The sequence below is a fragment of the Pseudonocardia xishanensis genome (genome assembly GCF_039541715.1).
Taxonomy (GTDB): domain Bacteria; phylum Actinomycetota; class Actinomycetes; order Mycobacteriales; family Pseudonocardiaceae; genus Pseudonocardia; species Pseudonocardia xishanensis.
On sequence record NZ_BAABGT010000009.1, the window covers coordinates 23,209 to 40,066 of the forward strand.

The following is a 16,858-nucleotide window of genomic DNA, read 5'->3' on the forward strand; positions in this document are numbered from 1 at the left end:
AGCCGGATCGCGTGGCTGCGACCCTGACCCCGGGCGACTCCGGTGATCACGGCGACCTTCCCATCGAGTCCGCGCACGAGAGTCACCTCAGCCCGCCGAATGGGCGCCGACGATCCGCGCCACGACGTCCTCGGGCTGCAGGAACGACGGCGAGGGCTCGGGGCCCCAGGCGTACATCGCCTTGACCCCCTCCCAGTCGTCCGGCGTCCAGAGCTGGTCGTCGAGGATCGCGTCCATGTCCGAGAAGTACTCGGCGAAGTTGCCCGCGGGATCGCGGAGGTACCAGAAGAAGTTCGAACCGAGGAAATGCCGGCCGGGACCCCACCCGTGCCGCTCGGGGTGCCCCTCGAGCATGCCCATCGCTCCCCGCCCGACCTCGTCGACGTCATCGACCTCCCAGGCCGTGTGGTGCAGGAAGTTGACCGGGGCCGCCTGGACGAAGACGTTGTGGTGGTCGGGAGAGCAGCGCAGGAACGCGGCGAACTCCTTGACCGTGTCGCTGACCCGGAAGCCGAGGCCCTCGACGAAGAAGCGCTGGGTCACGACCCGATCGGTCGTCCCGATCACCACGTGGCCGAGGCGGTGCGGCCGCACGGGGCCCGTACGCAGGATCCCCGGCGCTCGGACGTTCGGGCGCTCGGCGCGGCCTGGCCCGTTGAGCGGCACCGGCTCGGCGGGCTCGGGGGAGTGGCGCGGAGCGACGCCGACCTCGACGACGAACCCTGCCACCGGTTCCCGCGTCCGCAGTGTCCGCCCGTCCCGGGCGACGACGGCGGGAATGCCGAGCGCGGCCAGCGCCGAGTCGATCCGGGCGATGTCGTCCGGATCGTCGGCGCCCACGCCCAGGCGACGCAGCTGCCGGTGCTGCGCGGGCTCGAGCGTCAGGCTGCTGCCGCCGTCCTCGGTGGTGAAGAGGCCACCGGACCCGCGGACGAGTCCGAACTGCTCGTAGTAGTCCCCGACGGCTGCCGCGTCCGGCACCCCGAGGGCGATCGACGTCAGTCGGTGCAGTGCCATGCCGCTATCCCTTCGCCCGAGCCTCTTCGCTCGACCGGACCGTACACGCCCGACATCGCATAAGCCTACAAATCTCGAGATATTTGTTGACTTGTCTCTCCGCAGCTGGTTGTCTCGCGGCACAACGACGTGACTAGCGGAGGTCGGCGTGCGATTGGCTTCGGTGTCCGGACGTGCCACGGTGATGCGGGCGAGCGGCGTCGGGATCGACGTGGCGACAGCGAGCGGAGGCCGCTTCGGCCCGTCGGTCGCCGAGCTGTACCAGCAGTGGTCGGGCTTCCGGCAGTGGGTGGACTCGGGCGGGACCGCAGGCGCGGAGGAGTTCGCGGTCGACGAGAGCCGGCTCGGCCTGGTCGCGCCGCAGCCGGAGCAGGTGTTCGCGATCGGCCTGAACTACCTCGACCACGCGGCCGAGTCCGGGATGGAGGCCGAGCGGGACGTCGTCCCGCCGACCTTCACCAAGTTCGTCTCGTCGCTGGCGGGCCCGTTCACGCCGTTGCCGCTGCCGAGCGGCGCGGTGGACTGGGAGATCGAGCTCGTGGCGATCATCGGCGAGCCGGCGGACGCTGTGTCCGTGGCCGACGCGTGGTCGCACGTCGCAGGGGTCTGCGTGGGTCAGGACTACTCGGAACGCACCGTGCAGTCGGCCGGACCCGTTCCCCAGTTCTCCCTCGGCAAGTCCTACGCCGGGTTCGGGCCGATCGGCCCGTGGCTGGTCACCCCCGACGAGCTGCCCGATCGCGACGACCTGGAGCTGGTCTGCGAGATCAACGGCGAGCAGGTCCAGAAGGGGCGGACGTCGGCCATGGTGTGGTCGCTGCCCGAGCTCGTGTCCGTGCTCTCCGCCATCTGCCCGCTGCGACCGGGCGACGTGATCTTCACCGGAACTCCGGCCGGGGTCGGGGCAGCCCGCAACCCGAAGCGCTTCCTCTCGCCGGGTGACGTCGTCGTGAGCCGGATCGAGGGCGTCGGCGAGATCCGGCAGGAGTGCCGCGCCGCCGTGCCGGCCTGATCCCGGCGGTCCGAACACAGAGGAGTCCGCAGTGACGCACGAACACCCCTCGGCCCGCCACCTCCCGACCGAAGTCCCGGTCCTCGTCGTCGGAGGTGGTCCGGCCGGGCTGGTGTCGTCCCTGGCACTGGCCCGCTACGGCGTCGACAGCCTGCTCGTGGAGCGGCATCCCGGAACCGCGCACACCCCGCGGGCGCACATCGTGAACCAGCGGACGGTCGAGATCATGCGGCACCTGGGGATCGAGGACCGGTTCCTGGCGGTCGCCACCCCGCAGGAGCTGATGCGGAACAACCTGTGGGTCACCAGCCTCGCCGGCCGCGAGGTCGTGCGGTCCGAGACCTGGGGGACGGGTGCTCGCGTGGCGGGGAACTACCGGGCCGCGAGCCCGTGCCCGATGGCCAACTGCCCGCAGACGGTCTTCGAACCCATGCTGGTCGAGGCCGCCCGGGACGCCGGCGCCGACATCCGGTTCGGGGTGGAGCTGGAGAGCTTCACCGAGGACGCCGACGGCGTCACCGCCGTCGTGCGGGACCGCGAGTCCGGCACCGAGCACGTCGTCCGGGCCCGGTATCTCATCGGCGCCGACGGTGCCCGCAGCCGGGTCCTGCAGCAGACCGGGCTCACTGTCGAGGGCCCGGCCGGGCTCGCCCACGCCGCCAACGTCTGGTTCGAGGCCGATCTCGCGCCCTACCTGGCACACCGGCCCGGGGTGCTGATCTGGAACGTCATGCCCGGACCGCTGCCGCCGCTGCGCCTGGGCACGATCATCTGCCACAAGCCGTTCACCGAGTTCGTCCTGGTCTTCATGTACGACCCCGACGAGGACGATCTCGCCGAGCTGACGACGGAGGACCTCGTCGGGCGGGTCCGCGCGGCCGTCGGCGACGACGACCTGCCGGTGACGATCAAGGGCACGGCAGGCTGGCAGGTCAACGCCCAGGTGGCGCCGCGCTACTCGCGCGGGCGGGCCTTCTGCATGGGCGACGCCGTGCACCGGCACCCACCGACCAACGGGCTCGGCCTCAACATGTCGGTGGCCGACGCGTACAACCTCGCGTGGAAGCTGGCCCTCGTGCTCGACGGGCGGGCGGGCACCTCGCTGCTGGACACCTACAGCACCGAGCGTCAGCCCGTCGGCGCCCGGGGCGTGGGGCGGGCCATCACCAGCCTCGGCGACATGGCCACCGTCGACGCCGCTCTCGGGCTGGTTCCCGGGCAGTCCACCGACGAGGGCTGGACGGCCCTGGCCGGCCTCGACGCACCCGGGGCCGAGGGCCGCGCGCGGCGAGCCGCGCTCCGCGACGCGATCTCCCTCACCGACCACCAGTTCAACGCCCACGGCCTAGAGCTCGGCTACCGGTACCCGGAAGGAGCCCTCGTGCCGGAACCCGCAGGGGCTCCGGGCACGGACAACGCCACGGACGATCTCGTCTACCACCCGACGACCGCGCCCGGCGCACGCCTCCCCCACGCCCGGCTGGAGCTCGACGGGGCCGCCCTGTCGACCCTCGATCTCGTCGACGGCCTCGAGTTCGCGCTGCTCACCGGGCCGAGCGGGGAAGGCTGGATCCCCGCAGCGGCCGCGGTCTCCGCACAGACCGGCGTGCCGATCCGCGTCCACGTGATCGGCAGGACGGGCGCGGGCCCGGCGGACCCTTACCGCGAGTGGGAGTCGCTGCGCGAGGTCGATCCCGACGGCTGCGTCCTCGTCCGCCCCGACCGTCACATCGCCTGGCGCGCCACCCACCTCGAACCCGAGCCGGCCGCCTTGCTCTGCGATGTCGTCAGCCGGACCCTCGGTCTCCCCGAGCCGGCCCGACCGGGTCGCCGGCCCGTCGCCGCCCCTGCCTGACATCAGCCCACCCGACGAAGGAGTCGACATGACCGCAGCACGGACCTCCGCACCCCAGCTCGTCCGGGAGCTCTTCGCCGCCGTGGACAACCAGGACGCGAACGCCGTCGGCAGCTACGTCACGGACGATCTCCACTTCCGGTTCGGCAGCGCCGATCCCGTGATCGGCAAGGACGAGTTCGTCGCGTCGAGCGAGCAGTTCCTCGCCTCCCTCGCCGGGATCCGCCACCAGATCATCTCGCTGTGGGAGGTCGAGGAGGGCACGGTCGTCGCCATCATGGACGTGCACTACCGGCGGCACGACGGCCGCGAGCACACCCTCCCCTGCAGCAACCTGTTCCGGCTGCGGGACGGGAAGGTGCACGACTACCGCATCTACATGGACATCGCCCCGATTTTCGCCGACTAGGCCGAACGAGCAGATGGCCCCGGACCTGTGCACGGGTCCGGGGCCCTCTGCTGCTCAGACCGGGAGCACCACGAGCTTCCCGGCGACGTGGCCGGCGCGGCTCAGCTCGAGGGCGGCGGCCACGTCGGCGAGGGGGAAGGTGCGAGCGACCGGCACCCGCAGACGGCCCTCCTGGATGAGGCCGACGATGCCCGCGACGGCAGGGGCGCTGTCCGCTCCACCGCCACCGACGTGGATCCGCACCCCGGACGCCGCCTGGTCGAACGCCACCAGGGTCAGGACCCGCTCCGGCCCACCGGCCAGCTCGATCGAGACGGGGATCTCACCGCGACCGGAAGCGTCGAGGACGGCGTCGACACCCGCGGGGGACAGCGCTCGTACCCGGTCGGCCAGGCCCTCGCCGTAGGTCACGGGCTCCACCCCCAGCGACCGGAGGAGCTCGTGCTTGTCCGGGCCCGCGGTGCCGATCACCCTGGCCCCGCGGGCCAGCGCCACCTGGGCGGCCATCGTCCCGACCCCACCGGCGGCGGCGTGGATGAGCAGGGTCTCACCGGCGGCGAGGGCGAGATCGTCGATCACGGTCCAGGCCGTCGCCCCGGCTCCCGCGATCCCGCCCGCGACCTCCCACGGCAGGCCCGCCGGCTTGGCGACGAGCGCACCCGCGTCCGCGACGGCCGACTGCGCGAACGCCGGAGACGCCGAGCTGCCGAGTACCTCGTCGCCGACCTGCCAGGTGGACACTCCCTCCCCGAGCTGGTCGACGACGCCCGCGACATCCGAGCCCAGGCCAGCGGGAAGCTGCAGCAGCATCTGCGCTCGCATCGCACCCGACAGCAGCTTCCAGTCGATCGGGTTGACCCCTGCCGCCCGCACCGCGAGCCGCACCTGGCCCGGCCCGGGGGACTTGTCGGGGACCTCGACCACCGTGAGCTCGTCGGTGGTTCCGTACTCGGAGAACTGCGCGGCCAACGGCACTGGTTCGGTCCTTCTCTCTCGTCAGACTCGGGGGCGGCGCCGCAACCGGGCGAACGCCGTCAACAGTTCGGGGTCGTCCACGGCATCGGGCTCCACCGCCGGGGCCCGCCCCTGCAGCAGCCGCTTGACCGGGATCTCGAGCTTCTTGCCCGTCATCGTGTGCGGAATCCCCGGCACGGCGACGATGTCGTCCGGCACGTGTCTCGGCGACGCGTCCCGGCGGATGGCCTCGGCGAGCCGCAGGCGGAGCGCGTCGTCGAGGACCCAGCCGGGTCGCATGACCACGAACAGCGGCAGCCAGTAGCCGCCGTCGGGCTCCTCGACGCCGACCACCAGCGCTTCGGTGATCTCCGGGAACGCCTCGACGGCGCGGTAGATCTCGGCCGTCCCCATCCGGACACCCTGCCGATTGAGCGTCGCGTCCGAGCGGCCGTGGATGACCGCTCCACCCTGCTCGGTGAACTCGATCCAGTCCCCGTGGCGCCAGACCCCGGGGAAGGTGTCGAAGTACGAGGACCGGTATCGCGCGCCGTCCGGGTCGTTCCAGAAGAACAGCGGCATCGACGGCATCGGGGACGTCACGACCAGCTCCCCCACCTCGCCGACCACGGTCTCACCCAGATCGTTCCAGGCGTGCACGTCCACCCCGAGGCAGGGGCCGGGGATCTCGCCGAGCCGGACCGGCAGCAGGGGGCACCCACCGACGAACCCGCTCGCGACGTCCGTCCCACCGCTGCCCGAGACGACGGGAACGTGCCCTCCGACCTGGTCGTGGGCCCAGCGGAACCCGTCGGCGGACAGCGGCGACCCGGTCGAGTGCAGCGCCCGCAGCCCGCCCAGCGGCAGTTCCCGCGCGGGCGTGAGCCCTGCCTGCATGCATCCGTGCAGGTAGGCCGCGCTGGTCCCGAAGACCGTGACGCCCTGCTCGGCCACGATCGGCCAGAGCCGGTCCTCCCCGCGGACCGTGGGGCTGCCGTCGTACAGAACCACGGTCGCGCCCGTGAGGAGCCCGGAGACGACGATCGTCCACATCATCCAGCTCGTGGAGGTGTGCCAGAAGAACCGGTCGCGCGGGCCCAGATCGACATGCAGGCCCAAGAACTTGAGGTGCTCCAGCACAATCCCGCCGTGGCCATGGACGATCCCCTTCGGCACGCCGGTGGTGCCGGATGAGAAGAGCACCCAGAGGGGATGGTCGAACGCGACGGGGACGGGCTCCAGGACACCCGGCGTCGCCACAGCTTCCTGCCAGGGCGAGGCCTCGTCGAGCCCCTCCCCCACCGCCACGAAGGCCCGGACCGTGGGCAGGGCCGCCCTGAGCTCACGCATCTCGGCCACCCGGCCGTGGAGGCGACCGTTGTAGGTGTGGCCCGTCCCCACGACCAGAATGGCCGGCTTCAGTTGAGCGAAACGCGCGGTGATGGCCGCGACGCCGTACTCGGGGCCACAGATCGCCCAGACCGCACCGAGGCTCACCGTGGCGAGGAACGCGACTACGGCCTCCGGCCCGTTCGGGAGGCAGGCAACCACCCGGTCACCCGGCTCCACGCCCTGTTCCCGCAGGTAGGCGGCCAAGCCGCGGACCTCGTCCCGGAGCCGGTCCCGCCCCCATTCCTCGACGCCGCCGCCCTCGTGCACCGCCACCAGCGCGGGCCCGTCCCCGTCGGCGGCGAGGACGTGGTCGGCGTAGTTGAGCCTGGCGCCGGGGAACCAGGTCGCACCGGGCATGGTCCGGTCCCCCAGAACGCGGTCCGGCAGGGTCGCGAACGTGGCGCCGAAGAAGGACGCGACGGAGCCCCAGAACGCCTCGAGGTCGGCCACCGACCACTCCCACAGGTCCCGGTAGTGCTCGAACCCGACACCACACTCCCGCCGGAGCCACTCCATGAAGGCCGTGATGCGCGCCGCCTCGCGCGTCGCGTCGGTCGGAGACCAGAGCAACTCATGATCGCCGTCGTCCACAGGTCCAAGTACATCACGAAACGCGACTCTTCTCAATTATCTCGAGATTGTGCCGGCCAGCGGCTGCAGGGCGGCTCGGAGCTCAACGAGAGGGTCGGCGAGGTGCTGTTCGGCACCCGCAAGGGGGTTCGAACCCGGGTCAAGACCGATGGGTACGAGCCAGCGGGGCTCCCGGCCACCTTGTCAACGACCGATTGGCCATAGAGATGGGGCGTCTCACCGAAAGCGAGGCCGCCGCGGCGGGGTTGCGTCCCCGGTGGTGGTGGAAGTCCGGGGTCGTTCCGGCGTGGCTGAGCGCGTAGGAAGGGCCACCGCGTGAGTCCCTGCGTGATCCCGCCAAGGAACTCGTAGAGAGGTGCCACGCGATGACTGTGGACCAGTCTGCCCTGCTCGAAGTCCTCGACGCACTCAAGGCCGCCGATGTCGGTGACCGTGTCCGTACTGCGGCGGAGACGACCAGGCGTGATCGAGGCCGAGCTCACCGACACCATCGGCGCCGCTCTGCACGAGCGCAACCGACACCCGCACCGCCCAGCGCAACGGGCACCGGCTGCGGACGTTGACCACCACCGCCGGGGACCTTGAACTGCGGATCCCGAAGCTGCGCACCGGTTCGTACTTCCCCAGCCTGCTCGAGCGTCGCCGCCGGGTGGACCAGGCGTTGTTCGCCGTGGTGATGGAGGCCTACCTGCACGGGGTGTCCACCCGCAAGGTCGACGACCTGGTCAAGGCCCTCGGCGCCGACACCGGCATCCCCAAAAGAGGTTGATCAGGAGCCTTGGTGCGTGACGGGGTCAGGCGCGCAGGGCCATGACGACGGGCTCAAGGTCGGCCGGGATCCGGGGTGGGAAGGTGTGCTCGGCGCCGTTGACGGCGATCGTGGCTGAGCGCAGCGGCCGCAGCGTGCGGACGAGTCGCCGGATGGACAGCCCGGTGCGGGTCTGGGCGGTGCGGGCGACGGCGAGAGCGGCGAACACGATGGTCAGGTGGGCCTCGATGCTGTCGCGGGTGCGGTGGAACATCGGGCGGGCGGCCAGGTCGGTCTTGCTCATCCGGAACGACGCTTCGACCTGCCAGAGGTCGTGGTAGGCGCCGATGATCTCGGCCGTGTTCATGACGGTGGCGGGCAGATTGGTGACGTAGCCCTTGAGCCCGGCCAGCCGTCGGGCTCGGGCGAGGGCCCTCTCGTCGAGGACCTGCCCGTCGCCGGCATTGCGGACGAACCTCGGCGTGCGGGCGGTCTTGTCGCCGTTGACGACCTCGCGGGCCCGGGTCTCTTGGGCGTTGAGGGTGCGGTTGTCTCGGGCGAACCGCTTGGCCGAGTAGGCCCAGACCGCCCGCCACGAGCCTGGATGCGCTGTCGGGTCCCAGACCGGCTCGGCGCGCAGCGCGGTGTCGTTGGCGAGGTTCGCGCCCCGTTTCGGGGTGATCGTGTCGACGTGCCGGCCGTCGTCGAAGGCGTCGCCGTGCCAGTGGAAATGCGACTCCAGGTCGATCGGCGCCTTCGACTGCCGCGACCCGACGATGAACTTGAACCCGGCCTCGTCGAGGGTGGTCAGGTTCGCGGCGGACAGCATGCCCGCGTCCGCCACGATGATCATGTTCTCGATGCGATGTCGGGACCTGAACGCCTCGATGATCGGGACGATGGTCAGCTTCTCGGCCTTGTTGCCCTCGAAGCAGCCGATCTCGAGCGGGAAGCCGTTGCGGTCGACCAGCATCCCGACGACGACCTGCGGGTCGACCCGGCGTTCCTTGGAGAACCCGACCTTGCGCAGCCCGTCTTCTTTCTCCGCCTCGAAGTAGAGGGTGGTCACGTCGTAGAGCACCAGACTGACATCACCGCAGCTCAAGGCGTGCGCGAAGCACAGATCAGCGATCCGGTCACGGTAAGAACAGGCAGTAGAACCACCTCCAGCGCCGGTCGACACTAGTTCGTCCACTCCGGACTCGACGCCACTGTCGGGGGCGGTGTCGGTGTCGTCGGTCTGGGCTGCGCGGCGCAGGGTGCGCCACAGCGTCGGATAAGAGGCCGACTGCCGGCCCATGTCGGCCAGGACTCCTCCGACATCGAGCAGCGAGGTGGGCTCGACGACCCGGGCGAGTACCAGGTCACGGAAGACATCGTCATCGAGCTCGTCGAACCCGAACGAGGTGTAGACCCCGTCAAGCAGGTCGAACAGCGGCCCGCCGAACACCCCTCCGACCCCCGCCGACGCGGGACCATCCGCGCCCGCGGCGGGTCGCCGCAGGTGCAGGTCTCGGCCGGAACCGACCCCGTCACGGCCGCCGGGCCTACCTCACGGCGACCGTCCACGGGACCAACGCAGCCGCCCGCAGACAGGCTGAGAAGGCCCTCACCCGCCTCCTGCTCCGCGTCGACGTCTCGCGCACCGTCGAGAGCTCGGTGTCCCTGCGCGAGGCCTCCGGTGAGTGGCTCCGGGCCGCCGAGCTCGAGGAGAGCATCCGCCGCGCCTACTGCGGCCTCCTCGACCGCACCCTGCCGACCTTCGGCGACATGCCGTTGCGCGACCTCAGTCCCCGCATCCTGGAGCAGTTCTACGCCGATCTGAGACGCTGCCGCCTGCGCTGCACACCCCGCCGCGGCCGTCGAGACCACGTCTGCCAGCCCTTCGCGGCCTCCACGGTCCGTCAGATGCGCTGGGTCATCAGTGGCACCGTGCAGAGCGCTGTGCGCTGGGGCCGGCTGGACACCAACCTCGCCCGCGGCACCCGCATCCCCCGCCCCAAGGTCCCCGAGCCGGACCCGCCCACACCCCGCGAGGCCGCGATCCTGCTCGACCGAGCGTTCGTGTTGGACGACGACTGGGGCACCCTCATCTGGCTCGTCATGACCACGGGCATCCGCCGCGGCGAGCTCCGCGGCCTCCGCTTCGGCAGACTGCACCTCGACGAGGAGATCGTCGACATCCGCCGCAGCAGGGTGGGCGGCCGCGAGAAGGACACCAAGGCCCACCATGCCTCGGGCCACGGCGCAAGTGTCGCGACACCTCAAGGTCTGCGCAGCCCGGGTCGCCTCCGCAGACCGCGAAGCCGCCGAACTCTTGAGGGTGGACACCTCCACCCTCTACCGGGCCATCCGCGCCGAGGAGTTCCCCGCGGTCCGAATCCGAGCCCGCTACCTCGTCCCCACGCAGGTCATCGACCAGCTCATCGAGGACGCGATCGGGACAGATCGGGACAGCGAGCCCCGACGGCATGACTGCCGCACTCCGCCGACCAGCCTGAAGCCACAGTCGTCAGAATTGATCAGCGCCCTTGCCGGGCGCTAACGGTTATTTCGCCGTGCCGATACGTACTGAGATTCCAATCCGCAGCTCGGGGGGACGTTCGATGACGACCGGTCAGCAGCCGACAGCTCCGTCGGGGCCACCACAACCGCAGTGGTCCGGAGACGACAGCCCGACACTGCAGATCCCGCACCAGCGTTCTCCGGAGGCCGGTCCGCCCCCTCCCCCACCGAACCGCAGGAAGTGGCCGTTCGTGGCCGGAGCGGTGGTAGTGGTCGCGGCCGTCGCCGCGCTGGTCGTCGCGCTCACCGCCGGCGGGGACCCTGCGCCGGTCACCTCGACCTCGTCCCCTAACTCGACGGCGAACCCGCCGCCTGCGCTCCAACGCACCCCGGAGCAGGCCTACGTCGCCGACATCCTCGACACCCCCGGCCTCACTTCGACGATGTCCGATGTCGAGATGACGACCATCGGCAGGGGCGCCTGCGAGGTCATGGCCTATCAGCAGTACACCCGCAGGGACCTCGTCGCCCAGCTCGGCCAGTCCAGACTCGGCCCCCAGGTCATGGGAATCATCGTCGACGCCGCCCACCGCAACCTCTGCCCGCAGTACACCTTCCCGTCCACCACCACCGGGGGCTCCGCCACCTCCAGCGGCGCCTCCTCGACCGGCCCTGCCTCGGGGACCGTCTCCGACGGCACCTACCTCGTCGGCGAGGACCTGGAGGCCGGCACCTGGAAGACCTCGGGTGACGGCGGTTCCTGCTACTGGGCGCGGCTGTCCGACGACTCCGGCTCGGACATCATCGCCAACAACTACGGCAGCGGACCGTCGCGCTTCACCACGAAGATGGGCGAGGTCGTCGAGCTCTCCGGCGGTTGCACCTGGAGCAAGCAGGGCTGATCTCGGCACGAAGGCCGTCCACGAGTCCGAATCGTGGCGGCTCGACGAGATCCGTAGGCTGTTCGTCGCGGCCCGACGGGCGCCGAGCCTCCGCTCGATGACGCCCCCACCCGCACGCCGATGACACGTGCCTTCGTGAGGGTTTCCTGGTGGCTCTGGTCCGTGACCGCGCCGCGCCGATGCTGGACAAGGCCGATCAGTTGCACGAGCTCCTGAAGGCTCAGGCACGAATCCAGTTCCAGTCCGGAGCGGGTGCCGGGGAGGTCCGCTCGTGGCAGAACAGCCTCCCGCCGCTCCTGAAGGATCTCGACGAGGCCGGGCTCGGGCACGTCGAGGAACTCCTCGAGCACAAGCTGCCATTCAGCCCGAAGCGCGCCGACGTCGTGATCTGCGGCGTCCACCCGAAGACCAGGCGGCCTTCCATGTCGTCGTCGAGCTGAAGCAGTGGACGACCGCGACGATGCGCCCGGACGGGCTGGTGACGGTCCCGCAGTACGGGCGACAACCCGTTCTCCACCCCATCGATCAGGTCCGCTCGTACTGCCAGTACCTCGTCGACTACGTGCCCTCTCTCGCGCACGGCGACCTGCACGGCATCGCCTACCTCCATGACCCCGGTGCTTCGAACTGGGCCCTCGACGGCCCAGCGCCCGACGCGTACGGCCGCCTGTACACCGGCGAACAGCGCGCAGCACTGGTCCAGGAGCTCAAGCGTCTCCTGGACACCGACCCCTCCACGGCTGAGGCGTGCCGCGAGGCAGCCGACGACTTTCCCACCGCGCGAACCGAACCGACGAAGCCGCTGCTGACCCTCGCCGCGGCAGAGGTCACGAATCGCGAGCAGTTCGTCCTCCTCGACGAACAGCAGGTGGCGTACAACGTCGTCGAGCACGCTGTGGCCGAGGCCGACCGGAACAACACCAAGACCGCGGTGATCGTCCTCGGCGGTCCCGGGTCCGGGAAGAGCGTGCTGGCGCTGAGCCTGCTCGGTGACCCTGCCCGTAAGGGTCGACGCGTCATCCACGCGACCGGTTCGGCCTCGTTCACCCAGACCCTTCGCAAGATCGTCGTGGGTTCGCGCAGCAAGCGGACGCAGTCCCTGTTCCTGTACTTCAACAGCTTCATCGGGGAGCAGCCCAACTCACTCGACGTCCTCATCGGCGACGAGGCCCACCGCATCCGCGAGACCAGCGTCAACCGTTTCACGCGTGCTTCAGCCAGGGCGGCAGCGAAACGGCAGGTCAACGAGCTCATCGATGTCGCCCACCTGGGCGGACCTGCTGCGCGACTGCGCCCGGAGCGGGATGCGGGCCCCGGTGCTCGCGGTCGGCGACGGCGCGCTCGGGTTCTGGGGCGCGCTATGCGAGGTCTTCCCGGCGACCCGCGAGCAGCGCTGCTGGTTCCACAAGATCGCAAACGTCCTCGGTGCGCTGCCGAAATCGGCGCATCCCGCGGCGAAGAAGGCGCTCGCACAGATCTGGAACGCCGAGGACCGCCGCCGCGCCCTCGACCCGGTGAAGTCGTTCGAGGCCGCCTACGGGGCGAAGTTCCCCAAGGCGGTCGCGAAGATCACCAACGACGTCGATGAGCTGCTGGCGGTCTACGACTTCCCGGCCGAGCACTGGATCCACCTGCGCACCACGAATCCCATCGAGTCGACCTTCGCCACGGTCCGGCACCGGACCAAGATCACCCGGGGACCCGGCTCGCGGGCAGCGGGGCTGGCGATGGCGTTCAAGCTCATCGAGGCCGCTCAATTCCGGTGGCGCGCGGTCAACGCGCCCCACCTCGTCGCGCTAGTCCGCGCCGGAGCGACATTCATCAACGGCAAACACGTCGAACGACCGGACGACCACCACCGACCGACAGCCGCCTGAAAGATCTTCATCGACAGGTCTCGACGATTGCTCCTGACAGTTGAGCGCTGCGTCACCTCGCCGTGGTCCAAGGGACGAGATGAGGGGCGGCGATGATGGGACGGTCGGTGGGTGATCACGATCGAGGTTCTGCCGGCAAGGGACTCGGCATCGAGGCTTCGTCCCTCCTGCCCACCCGGCCTGCACGGGTGGGACGAAGGACGCTCCACCACACTTCGCTGATGGCGACGACCGCCGCCTGGTCGTCGAGACCGGTGGTGCCGCGGACGACCTGCTGGTAGCACGTGCGCTCGGTCATCCACACGAGAGCGGTGGCGGTCGCCGCGGCTTCATCCTGGTCGAGTCCCGCCGCCCGCAGCCACTCGCGCGCGGCGTCGACGAAACGGCCGACGATGCCGTCCCAGTAGGCGGCCACGGCGTCGTCGTAGCCCGCTGCTTCGATGACCGCCCGCACGAGGCTGGCGTGCTCGCGGAAGGTCGCTAAAAGCCCCTGGATCGATGCCGTGAGCTCGTCGTGTTCGTCGCGGCCGTCGGCCGCCAGGAACGGCGTGATCGCGGCCAGCCCCTCGCCACCGGCCTCCTCTACCAGGGCCAGCAGCAGCTCACGGCGATCCTCGAAGTGCGTGTAGAACGCCGTGCGGGTGCGCCCCGCGCGTTCCGCGATGCGACTGACGTTGAGGTCCGCGAACGATGCGCCCTCGTCGAGTAGTGCCTCAGTGGCGCGCAGGAAGGCAAGCTCGGTCGCCCGACGGCGGGGATCGTCGCGGGTGCGCTTGTCGAGGACGGCCACCGAGACAGGCTATCGCGCAACGGTGACATCTTATAACGACGTCTTGTAATGACACTGTGTCTGTCGTAGGTTGTGGTCGGAGCAGGGACTGGCCGGCGAGCGGTTCTGCGTGCCGTGCCTTGCGGCCGGGGCACCCAACGTCCAGCTGCGCCGCTTCGCCCGAGCCTTCCTCATCTGACCGAGAGTGAGACCCGCCGATGGACATCAAGGCCGCCCGCTACACCGCGAACTATCCCGATGAATTCGTCGTCTTACTCATCGGGCTGCGGGTTAACCAGCTGTGGCGGGTGAACGAGTGGTGGCCAGTCCTGCGGGCGGCCTTTGCCATGACCCAGGAGGCCAAGGCACTCCCCAACTCGCCGCTCCTCGAATCCATGACCGTGCTCTCCGTGAGCGACTGGCGCGTTGTGTTCTTCATCCAGTACTGGCGCTCCTTCGACGAGCTGATGAGCTGGGCCGACAACTCCGACCTGCAGCACAAGCCAGCCCAGAAGGCGTTCTTCAAGCGGACCGCCTACAACGGCCACGTCGGCGTGTGGCACGAGACCTACAAGGTCGCCGCCGGCCAGTTCGAGGCCATCTACGCCAATATGCCGCAGATGGGCCTGGCCGCCGCCGGCACCTACCGGGAGTTGCGGAAATCCTCCAAGGGACGCGACCGGATGGGCGACCGCAATGCCCACTGAGAAGATCCCGGCCCTACCCAGCGCGACACCGCAGCAAGATCACCCGAGACTCCGGATCACGGGCGGCCGAACTGACCATGGCGTTCAAGCTCTTCGAGGCCGCCCAGGACCGCTGGCGCGGTGAAAGGCCCGCACCTGGTCGCGCTGGCCGTGCCGGCGCGCTGTTCACCAGCGACACGCTCGTCGAGCGACCCGACGACACTCCACAACCCGCCACCGCCTGAAAGACCTTCATCCACAGGTCTCGACGATTGCTCACGACCTCGTCCGGCGAGGCGACGCATGGGTCTCCCGGCGGGATCGCTCCTTCGACGGACAGGTGAAGCGGGCTTCCGAAGAGGAGTTCCCAGCCCTCATCCGCAACACCTACAAGGTGCTCCCCCCGGGATGAGAGGGACCGCTGTGTACTCGACCGACGCGGAGACCCAGGACTTCCTGACCCGGACGTCGTCCTGATGGTTGGGCCTGTCGTCGCCGGCATGACCCACGAGGGTCGCGCTGGGCGGCTGGGAGTGGAGCCACGGGGCCGTGTAGTGCAAGCGCTCTGATACGGGCCGCGGTGTGAACTGGTCGCCATCTCGTCCCACCGACAACGTTCGTTGCGGGCGTGCGAGTCAGCTTGGCTTGCGCCTCTTGAAGAGCAGGATGGGCCATTGGCGGCCGTTCCGGCCCTTCCCGTAGATGATGGTGTCGGACACCATCTCCCAGCCGTCGTCGCCCATGGCGTTCAGCGTGCCCAGCCACTCACCAACCTGGTTCCCGGTGGCCTTGTAAGCGGAGATCACCGTGTCGACGAGCGTGTACTCCCACTTCTCGGTCTGCATGGCTGAGAAATCGTCGGAAGTCGTCCCATCGTTCGCGGACGTGGGAAGCCGACACCGGGAAGGCCTCCGGCGACCGCAGCACCTGCCACTGGGTGCGGCCTGCCGACGACTCCCGCTCGGACATCGCCAACCCCTACGGCCCTACCGTCGGGTCCCGCTGTCGGCGCGGGCCCGGGGCCGAGCCTTCCTCGGGCCACCTCACTCACCGGGTGAGCGACCCGACCTCGCCGGCGACGTGGCCGCGTGGATCGCTGCGCTGACATCGGTGAGAGCCGCGTCCGCGGTGTCGACCAGCTCGAACAGCCGCAGAAAGCCGTGGTGCACACCGGAGTAGCGGTGGACGGTCGTCTCCACCCCGGCCGCGGCGAGTGCCTCGGCGAGCTCCTCCCCCTCGTCCCGGAGCAGGTCGTACTCCGCGGTGACCACCCGGGTGCGCGGTGACCGGGCGAGGTCGGGGTGGCGCAGCACGGAGATCCGCGGGTCCGTCCACTGGTCGGCGGGCGCGTACATCCGGAAGAAGGCCTCCATCGCCGTCCGGGTCAGCAGGAGCCCTTCGCCGTACCGCAGGTAGCTGGGCCGGTCGAAGCGGCAGTCGGCCACGGGGTAGATCAGTACCTGGAGGGCCGGCGTCACCTCGCCCGCCAGCCCGATCGTCGCGGCGGCGGTGAGGTTCGCCCCCGCGCTGTCGCCGACCACGACCAAGGGGCCGTCGGCCCCGTAGCGTTCGGCGACCCAGCGCAGGGCGTCCTCGACGTCCTCCAGCCCGCGTGGGAACGGCTGTTCGGGGGCGAGCGCGTAGTCCACCAGGAGGACCCGGGCACCGCTGCGCCGGCAGAGAGCCCGGGCGAAGGGGTCGAAGGCCGTCGGACCACCGATCGCCCATCCGCCCCCGTGGACGTAGACGACGGTGCCCGCGGGGTCGTCCCCGTCCTCGTACACCCGGCACGGGATCGGTCCGCGTCGGCCCGACACCTCCTGGTCCCCCACCCGTCGGACAGCGGGACCCGCGCCGAGCGCGGCCGTGCCGGCGTCGAGCTGGGCACGAGCGTCCGCGATCCCGGGAGTTCGGTCACCCGAGGCCGCACGCGCCCGAGCGACGATCTCGGCGATCACCGGATGCAGGGTCATGGCGGGCACTCCTTCGAAGCCGGACCGTCGAGCCGGTCCGCGTGGGCGGCGGGCACGGGCCCGCCACCCACGCACGCGTCCCTAGTAGCGGTAGTGCTCGGGCTTGAAGGGCCCCTCGACGTCCACGCCGATGTACTCGGCCTGGTCCTTCGTCAGCGGGGTGAGCTC

The 16,858-nt window shown here is 70.3% G+C and carries 14 protein-coding genes and 5 pseudogenes; 11 read left to right on the top strand and 8 right to left on the bottom strand.

Annotated features, from left to right (window positions below; genetic code table 11):
• Positions 1 to 87 precede the first annotated feature (87 nt).
• Positions 88 to 1,017 carry a VOC family protein gene (locus ABD993_RS02610; RefSeq protein ID WP_345412264.1) on the bottom strand — a complete coding sequence of 310 codons (930 nt, stop codon included), beginning with the start codon at positions 1,015 to 1,017 and terminating at the stop codon, positions 88 to 90.
• Positions 1,018 to 1,180: 163 nt separating this feature from the next.
• Here ABD993_RS02610 and ABD993_RS02615 point away from each other — a divergent pair, with 163 nt between their 5' ends.
• Genes ABD993_RS02615 through ABD993_RS02625 form a run of 3 tightly spaced genes read left to right on the top strand, consistent with a single transcriptional unit; the run spans position 1,181 to position 4,293 of the window.
• Positions 1,181 to 2,029: a fumarylacetoacetate hydrolase family protein gene (locus tag ABD993_RS02615; RefSeq protein WP_345412265.1), complete on the top strand. Its 849-nt coding sequence runs from the start codon at positions 1,181 to 1,183 to the stop codon at positions 2,027 to 2,029.
• 31 nt (positions 2,030 to 2,060) lie between these two features.
• Positions 2,061 to 3,884, top strand: a complete 1,824-nt coding sequence (locus tag ABD993_RS02620) for an FAD-dependent oxidoreductase (RefSeq protein ID WP_345412266.1) — start codon at positions 2,061 to 2,063, stop codon at positions 3,882 to 3,884.
• Positions 3,885 to 3,912: 28 nt separating this feature from the next.
• Positions 3,913 to 4,293: a nuclear transport factor 2 family protein gene (locus tag ABD993_RS02625; protein WP_345412268.1), complete on the top strand. Its 381-nt coding sequence runs from the start codon at positions 3,913 to 3,915 to the stop codon at positions 4,291 to 4,293.
• A gap of 54 nt (positions 4,294 to 4,347) precedes the next feature.
• On the opposite strand, the gene ABD993_RS02630 is transcribed toward ABD993_RS02625, so the two are convergent.
• The gene (locus tag ABD993_RS02630; RefSeq protein WP_345412270.1) at positions 4,348 to 5,268 is read right to left on the bottom strand and encodes an NADP-dependent oxidoreductase; all 921 of its coding nucleotides are present in this window, start codon (positions 5,266 to 5,268) and stop codon (positions 4,348 to 4,350) included.
• Positions 5,269 to 5,289: 21 nt separating this feature from the next.
• Positions 5,290 to 7,230, bottom strand: coding sequence for an acetoacetate--CoA ligase (locus ABD993_RS02635; RefSeq protein ID WP_345412271.1), 1,941 nt, complete (start codon positions 7,228 to 7,230; stop codon positions 5,290 to 5,292).
• Positions 7,231 to 7,595: 365 nt separating this feature from the next.
• On the opposite strand from ABD993_RS02635, the pseudogene ABD993_RS02640 reads away from it, so the two are divergent.
• A pseudogene (locus ABD993_RS02640) lies at positions 7,596 to 7,990 on the top strand (transposase); the annotation flags it as partial.
• A gap of 34 nt (positions 7,991 to 8,024) precedes the next feature.
• Here the strand turns inward: ABD993_RS02640 and ABD993_RS02645 are convergent.
• Positions 8,025 to 9,473, bottom strand: a pseudogene (locus ABD993_RS02645) (IS1634 family transposase); the annotation flags it as partial.
• A 735-nt stretch (positions 9,474 to 10,208) separates the two neighbouring features.
• Here ABD993_RS02645 and ABD993_RS02650 point away from each other — a divergent pair.
• From ABD993_RS02650 to ABD993_RS02670, 5 genes and pseudogenes are all read left to right on the top strand, one after another.
• On the top strand, positions 10,209 to 10,523 hold the full coding sequence (locus ABD993_RS02650) for a helix-turn-helix domain-containing protein (protein WP_345412273.1): 315 nt from the start codon (positions 10,209 to 10,211) through the stop codon (positions 10,521 to 10,523).
• A 211-nt stretch (positions 10,524 to 10,734) separates the two neighbouring features.
• Positions 10,735 to 11,385: a DUF732 domain-containing protein gene (locus tag ABD993_RS02655; RefSeq protein ID WP_345412275.1), complete on the top strand. Its 651-nt coding sequence runs from the start codon at positions 10,735 to 10,737 to the stop codon at positions 11,383 to 11,385.
• A gap of 149 nt (positions 11,386 to 11,534) precedes the next feature.
• Positions 11,535 to 11,825, top strand: a complete 291-nt coding sequence (locus tag ABD993_RS02660) for a hypothetical protein (RefSeq protein WP_345412277.1) — start codon at positions 11,535 to 11,537, stop codon at positions 11,823 to 11,825.
• A 20-nt stretch (positions 11,826 to 11,845) separates the two neighbouring features.
• Positions 11,846 to 12,634, top strand: a pseudogene (locus tag ABD993_RS02665) (DNA/RNA helicase domain-containing protein); the annotation flags it as partial.
• Between the two features lie 16 nt (positions 12,635 to 12,650).
• A pseudogene (locus ABD993_RS02670) lies at positions 12,651 to 13,262 on the top strand (transposase); the annotation flags it as partial.
• A 115-nt stretch (positions 13,263 to 13,377) separates the two neighbouring features.
• On the opposite strand, the gene ABD993_RS02675 reads toward ABD993_RS02670, so the two are convergent.
• Positions 13,378 to 14,052, bottom strand: a complete 675-nt coding sequence (locus tag ABD993_RS02675) for a TetR/AcrR family transcriptional regulator (RefSeq protein ID WP_345412279.1) — start codon at positions 14,050 to 14,052, stop codon at positions 13,378 to 13,380.
• Positions 14,053 to 14,249: 197 nt separating this feature from the next.
• Between ABD993_RS02675 and ABD993_RS02680 the strand changes: the two genes are divergently transcribed.
• On the top strand, positions 14,250 to 14,738 hold the full coding sequence (locus ABD993_RS02680; protein WP_345412281.1) for a phenylacetaldoxime dehydratase family protein: 489 nt from the start codon (positions 14,250 to 14,252) through the stop codon (positions 14,736 to 14,738).
• A 23-nt stretch (positions 14,739 to 14,761) separates the two neighbouring features.
• A pseudogene (locus tag ABD993_RS36600) lies at positions 14,762 to 14,962 on the top strand (IS256 family transposase); the annotation flags it as partial.
• Between the two features lie 390 nt (positions 14,963 to 15,352).
• Here ABD993_RS36600 and ABD993_RS02685 read toward each other — a convergent pair.
• The 3 genes from ABD993_RS02685 to ABD993_RS02695 all read right to left on the bottom strand — a co-directional run.
• Complete coding sequence (locus tag ABD993_RS02685) at positions 15,353 to 15,562, bottom strand: hypothetical protein (protein WP_345412282.1); 210 nt, start codon at positions 15,560 to 15,562, stop codon at positions 15,353 to 15,355.
• A 198-nt stretch (positions 15,563 to 15,760) separates the two neighbouring features.
• The gene (locus ABD993_RS02690; protein WP_345412283.1) at positions 15,761 to 16,690 is read right to left on the bottom strand and encodes an alpha/beta hydrolase; all 930 of its coding nucleotides are present in this window, start codon (positions 16,688 to 16,690) and stop codon (positions 15,761 to 15,763) included.
• A gap of 81 nt (positions 16,691 to 16,771) precedes the next feature.
• Positions 16,772 to 16,858 (bottom strand): adenosylhomocysteinase (locus ABD993_RS02695; RefSeq protein ID WP_345412288.1); only part of this gene is annotated, 87 nt, incomplete at its 5' end.

Excerpts from the sequence above, each read along its gene's own strand:
- ABD993_RS02680 (WP_345412281.1), top strand. The coding sequence starts at position 14,250 with ATGGACATCAAGGCCGCCCGCTACACCGCGAACTATCCCGATGAATTC.
- ABD993_RS02610 (WP_345412264.1), bottom strand. The coding sequence starts at position 1,017 with ATGGCACTGCACCGACTGACGTCGATCGCCCTCGGGGTGCCGGACGCG.
- ABD993_RS02650 (WP_345412273.1), top strand. The coding sequence starts at position 10,209 with ATGCCTCGGGCCACGGCGCAAGTGTCGCGACACCTCAAGGTCTGCGCA.
- ABD993_RS02625 (WP_345412268.1), top strand. The coding sequence starts at position 3,913 with ATGACCGCAGCACGGACCTCCGCACCCCAGCTCGTCCGGGAGCTCTTC.
- ABD993_RS02690 (WP_345412283.1), bottom strand. The coding sequence starts at position 16,690 with ATGACCCTGCATCCGGTGATCGCCGAGATCGTCGCTCGGGCGCGTGCG.
- ABD993_RS02685 (WP_345412282.1), bottom strand. The coding sequence starts at position 15,562 with ATGCAGACCGAGAAGTGGGAGTACACGCTCGTCGACACGGTGATCTCC.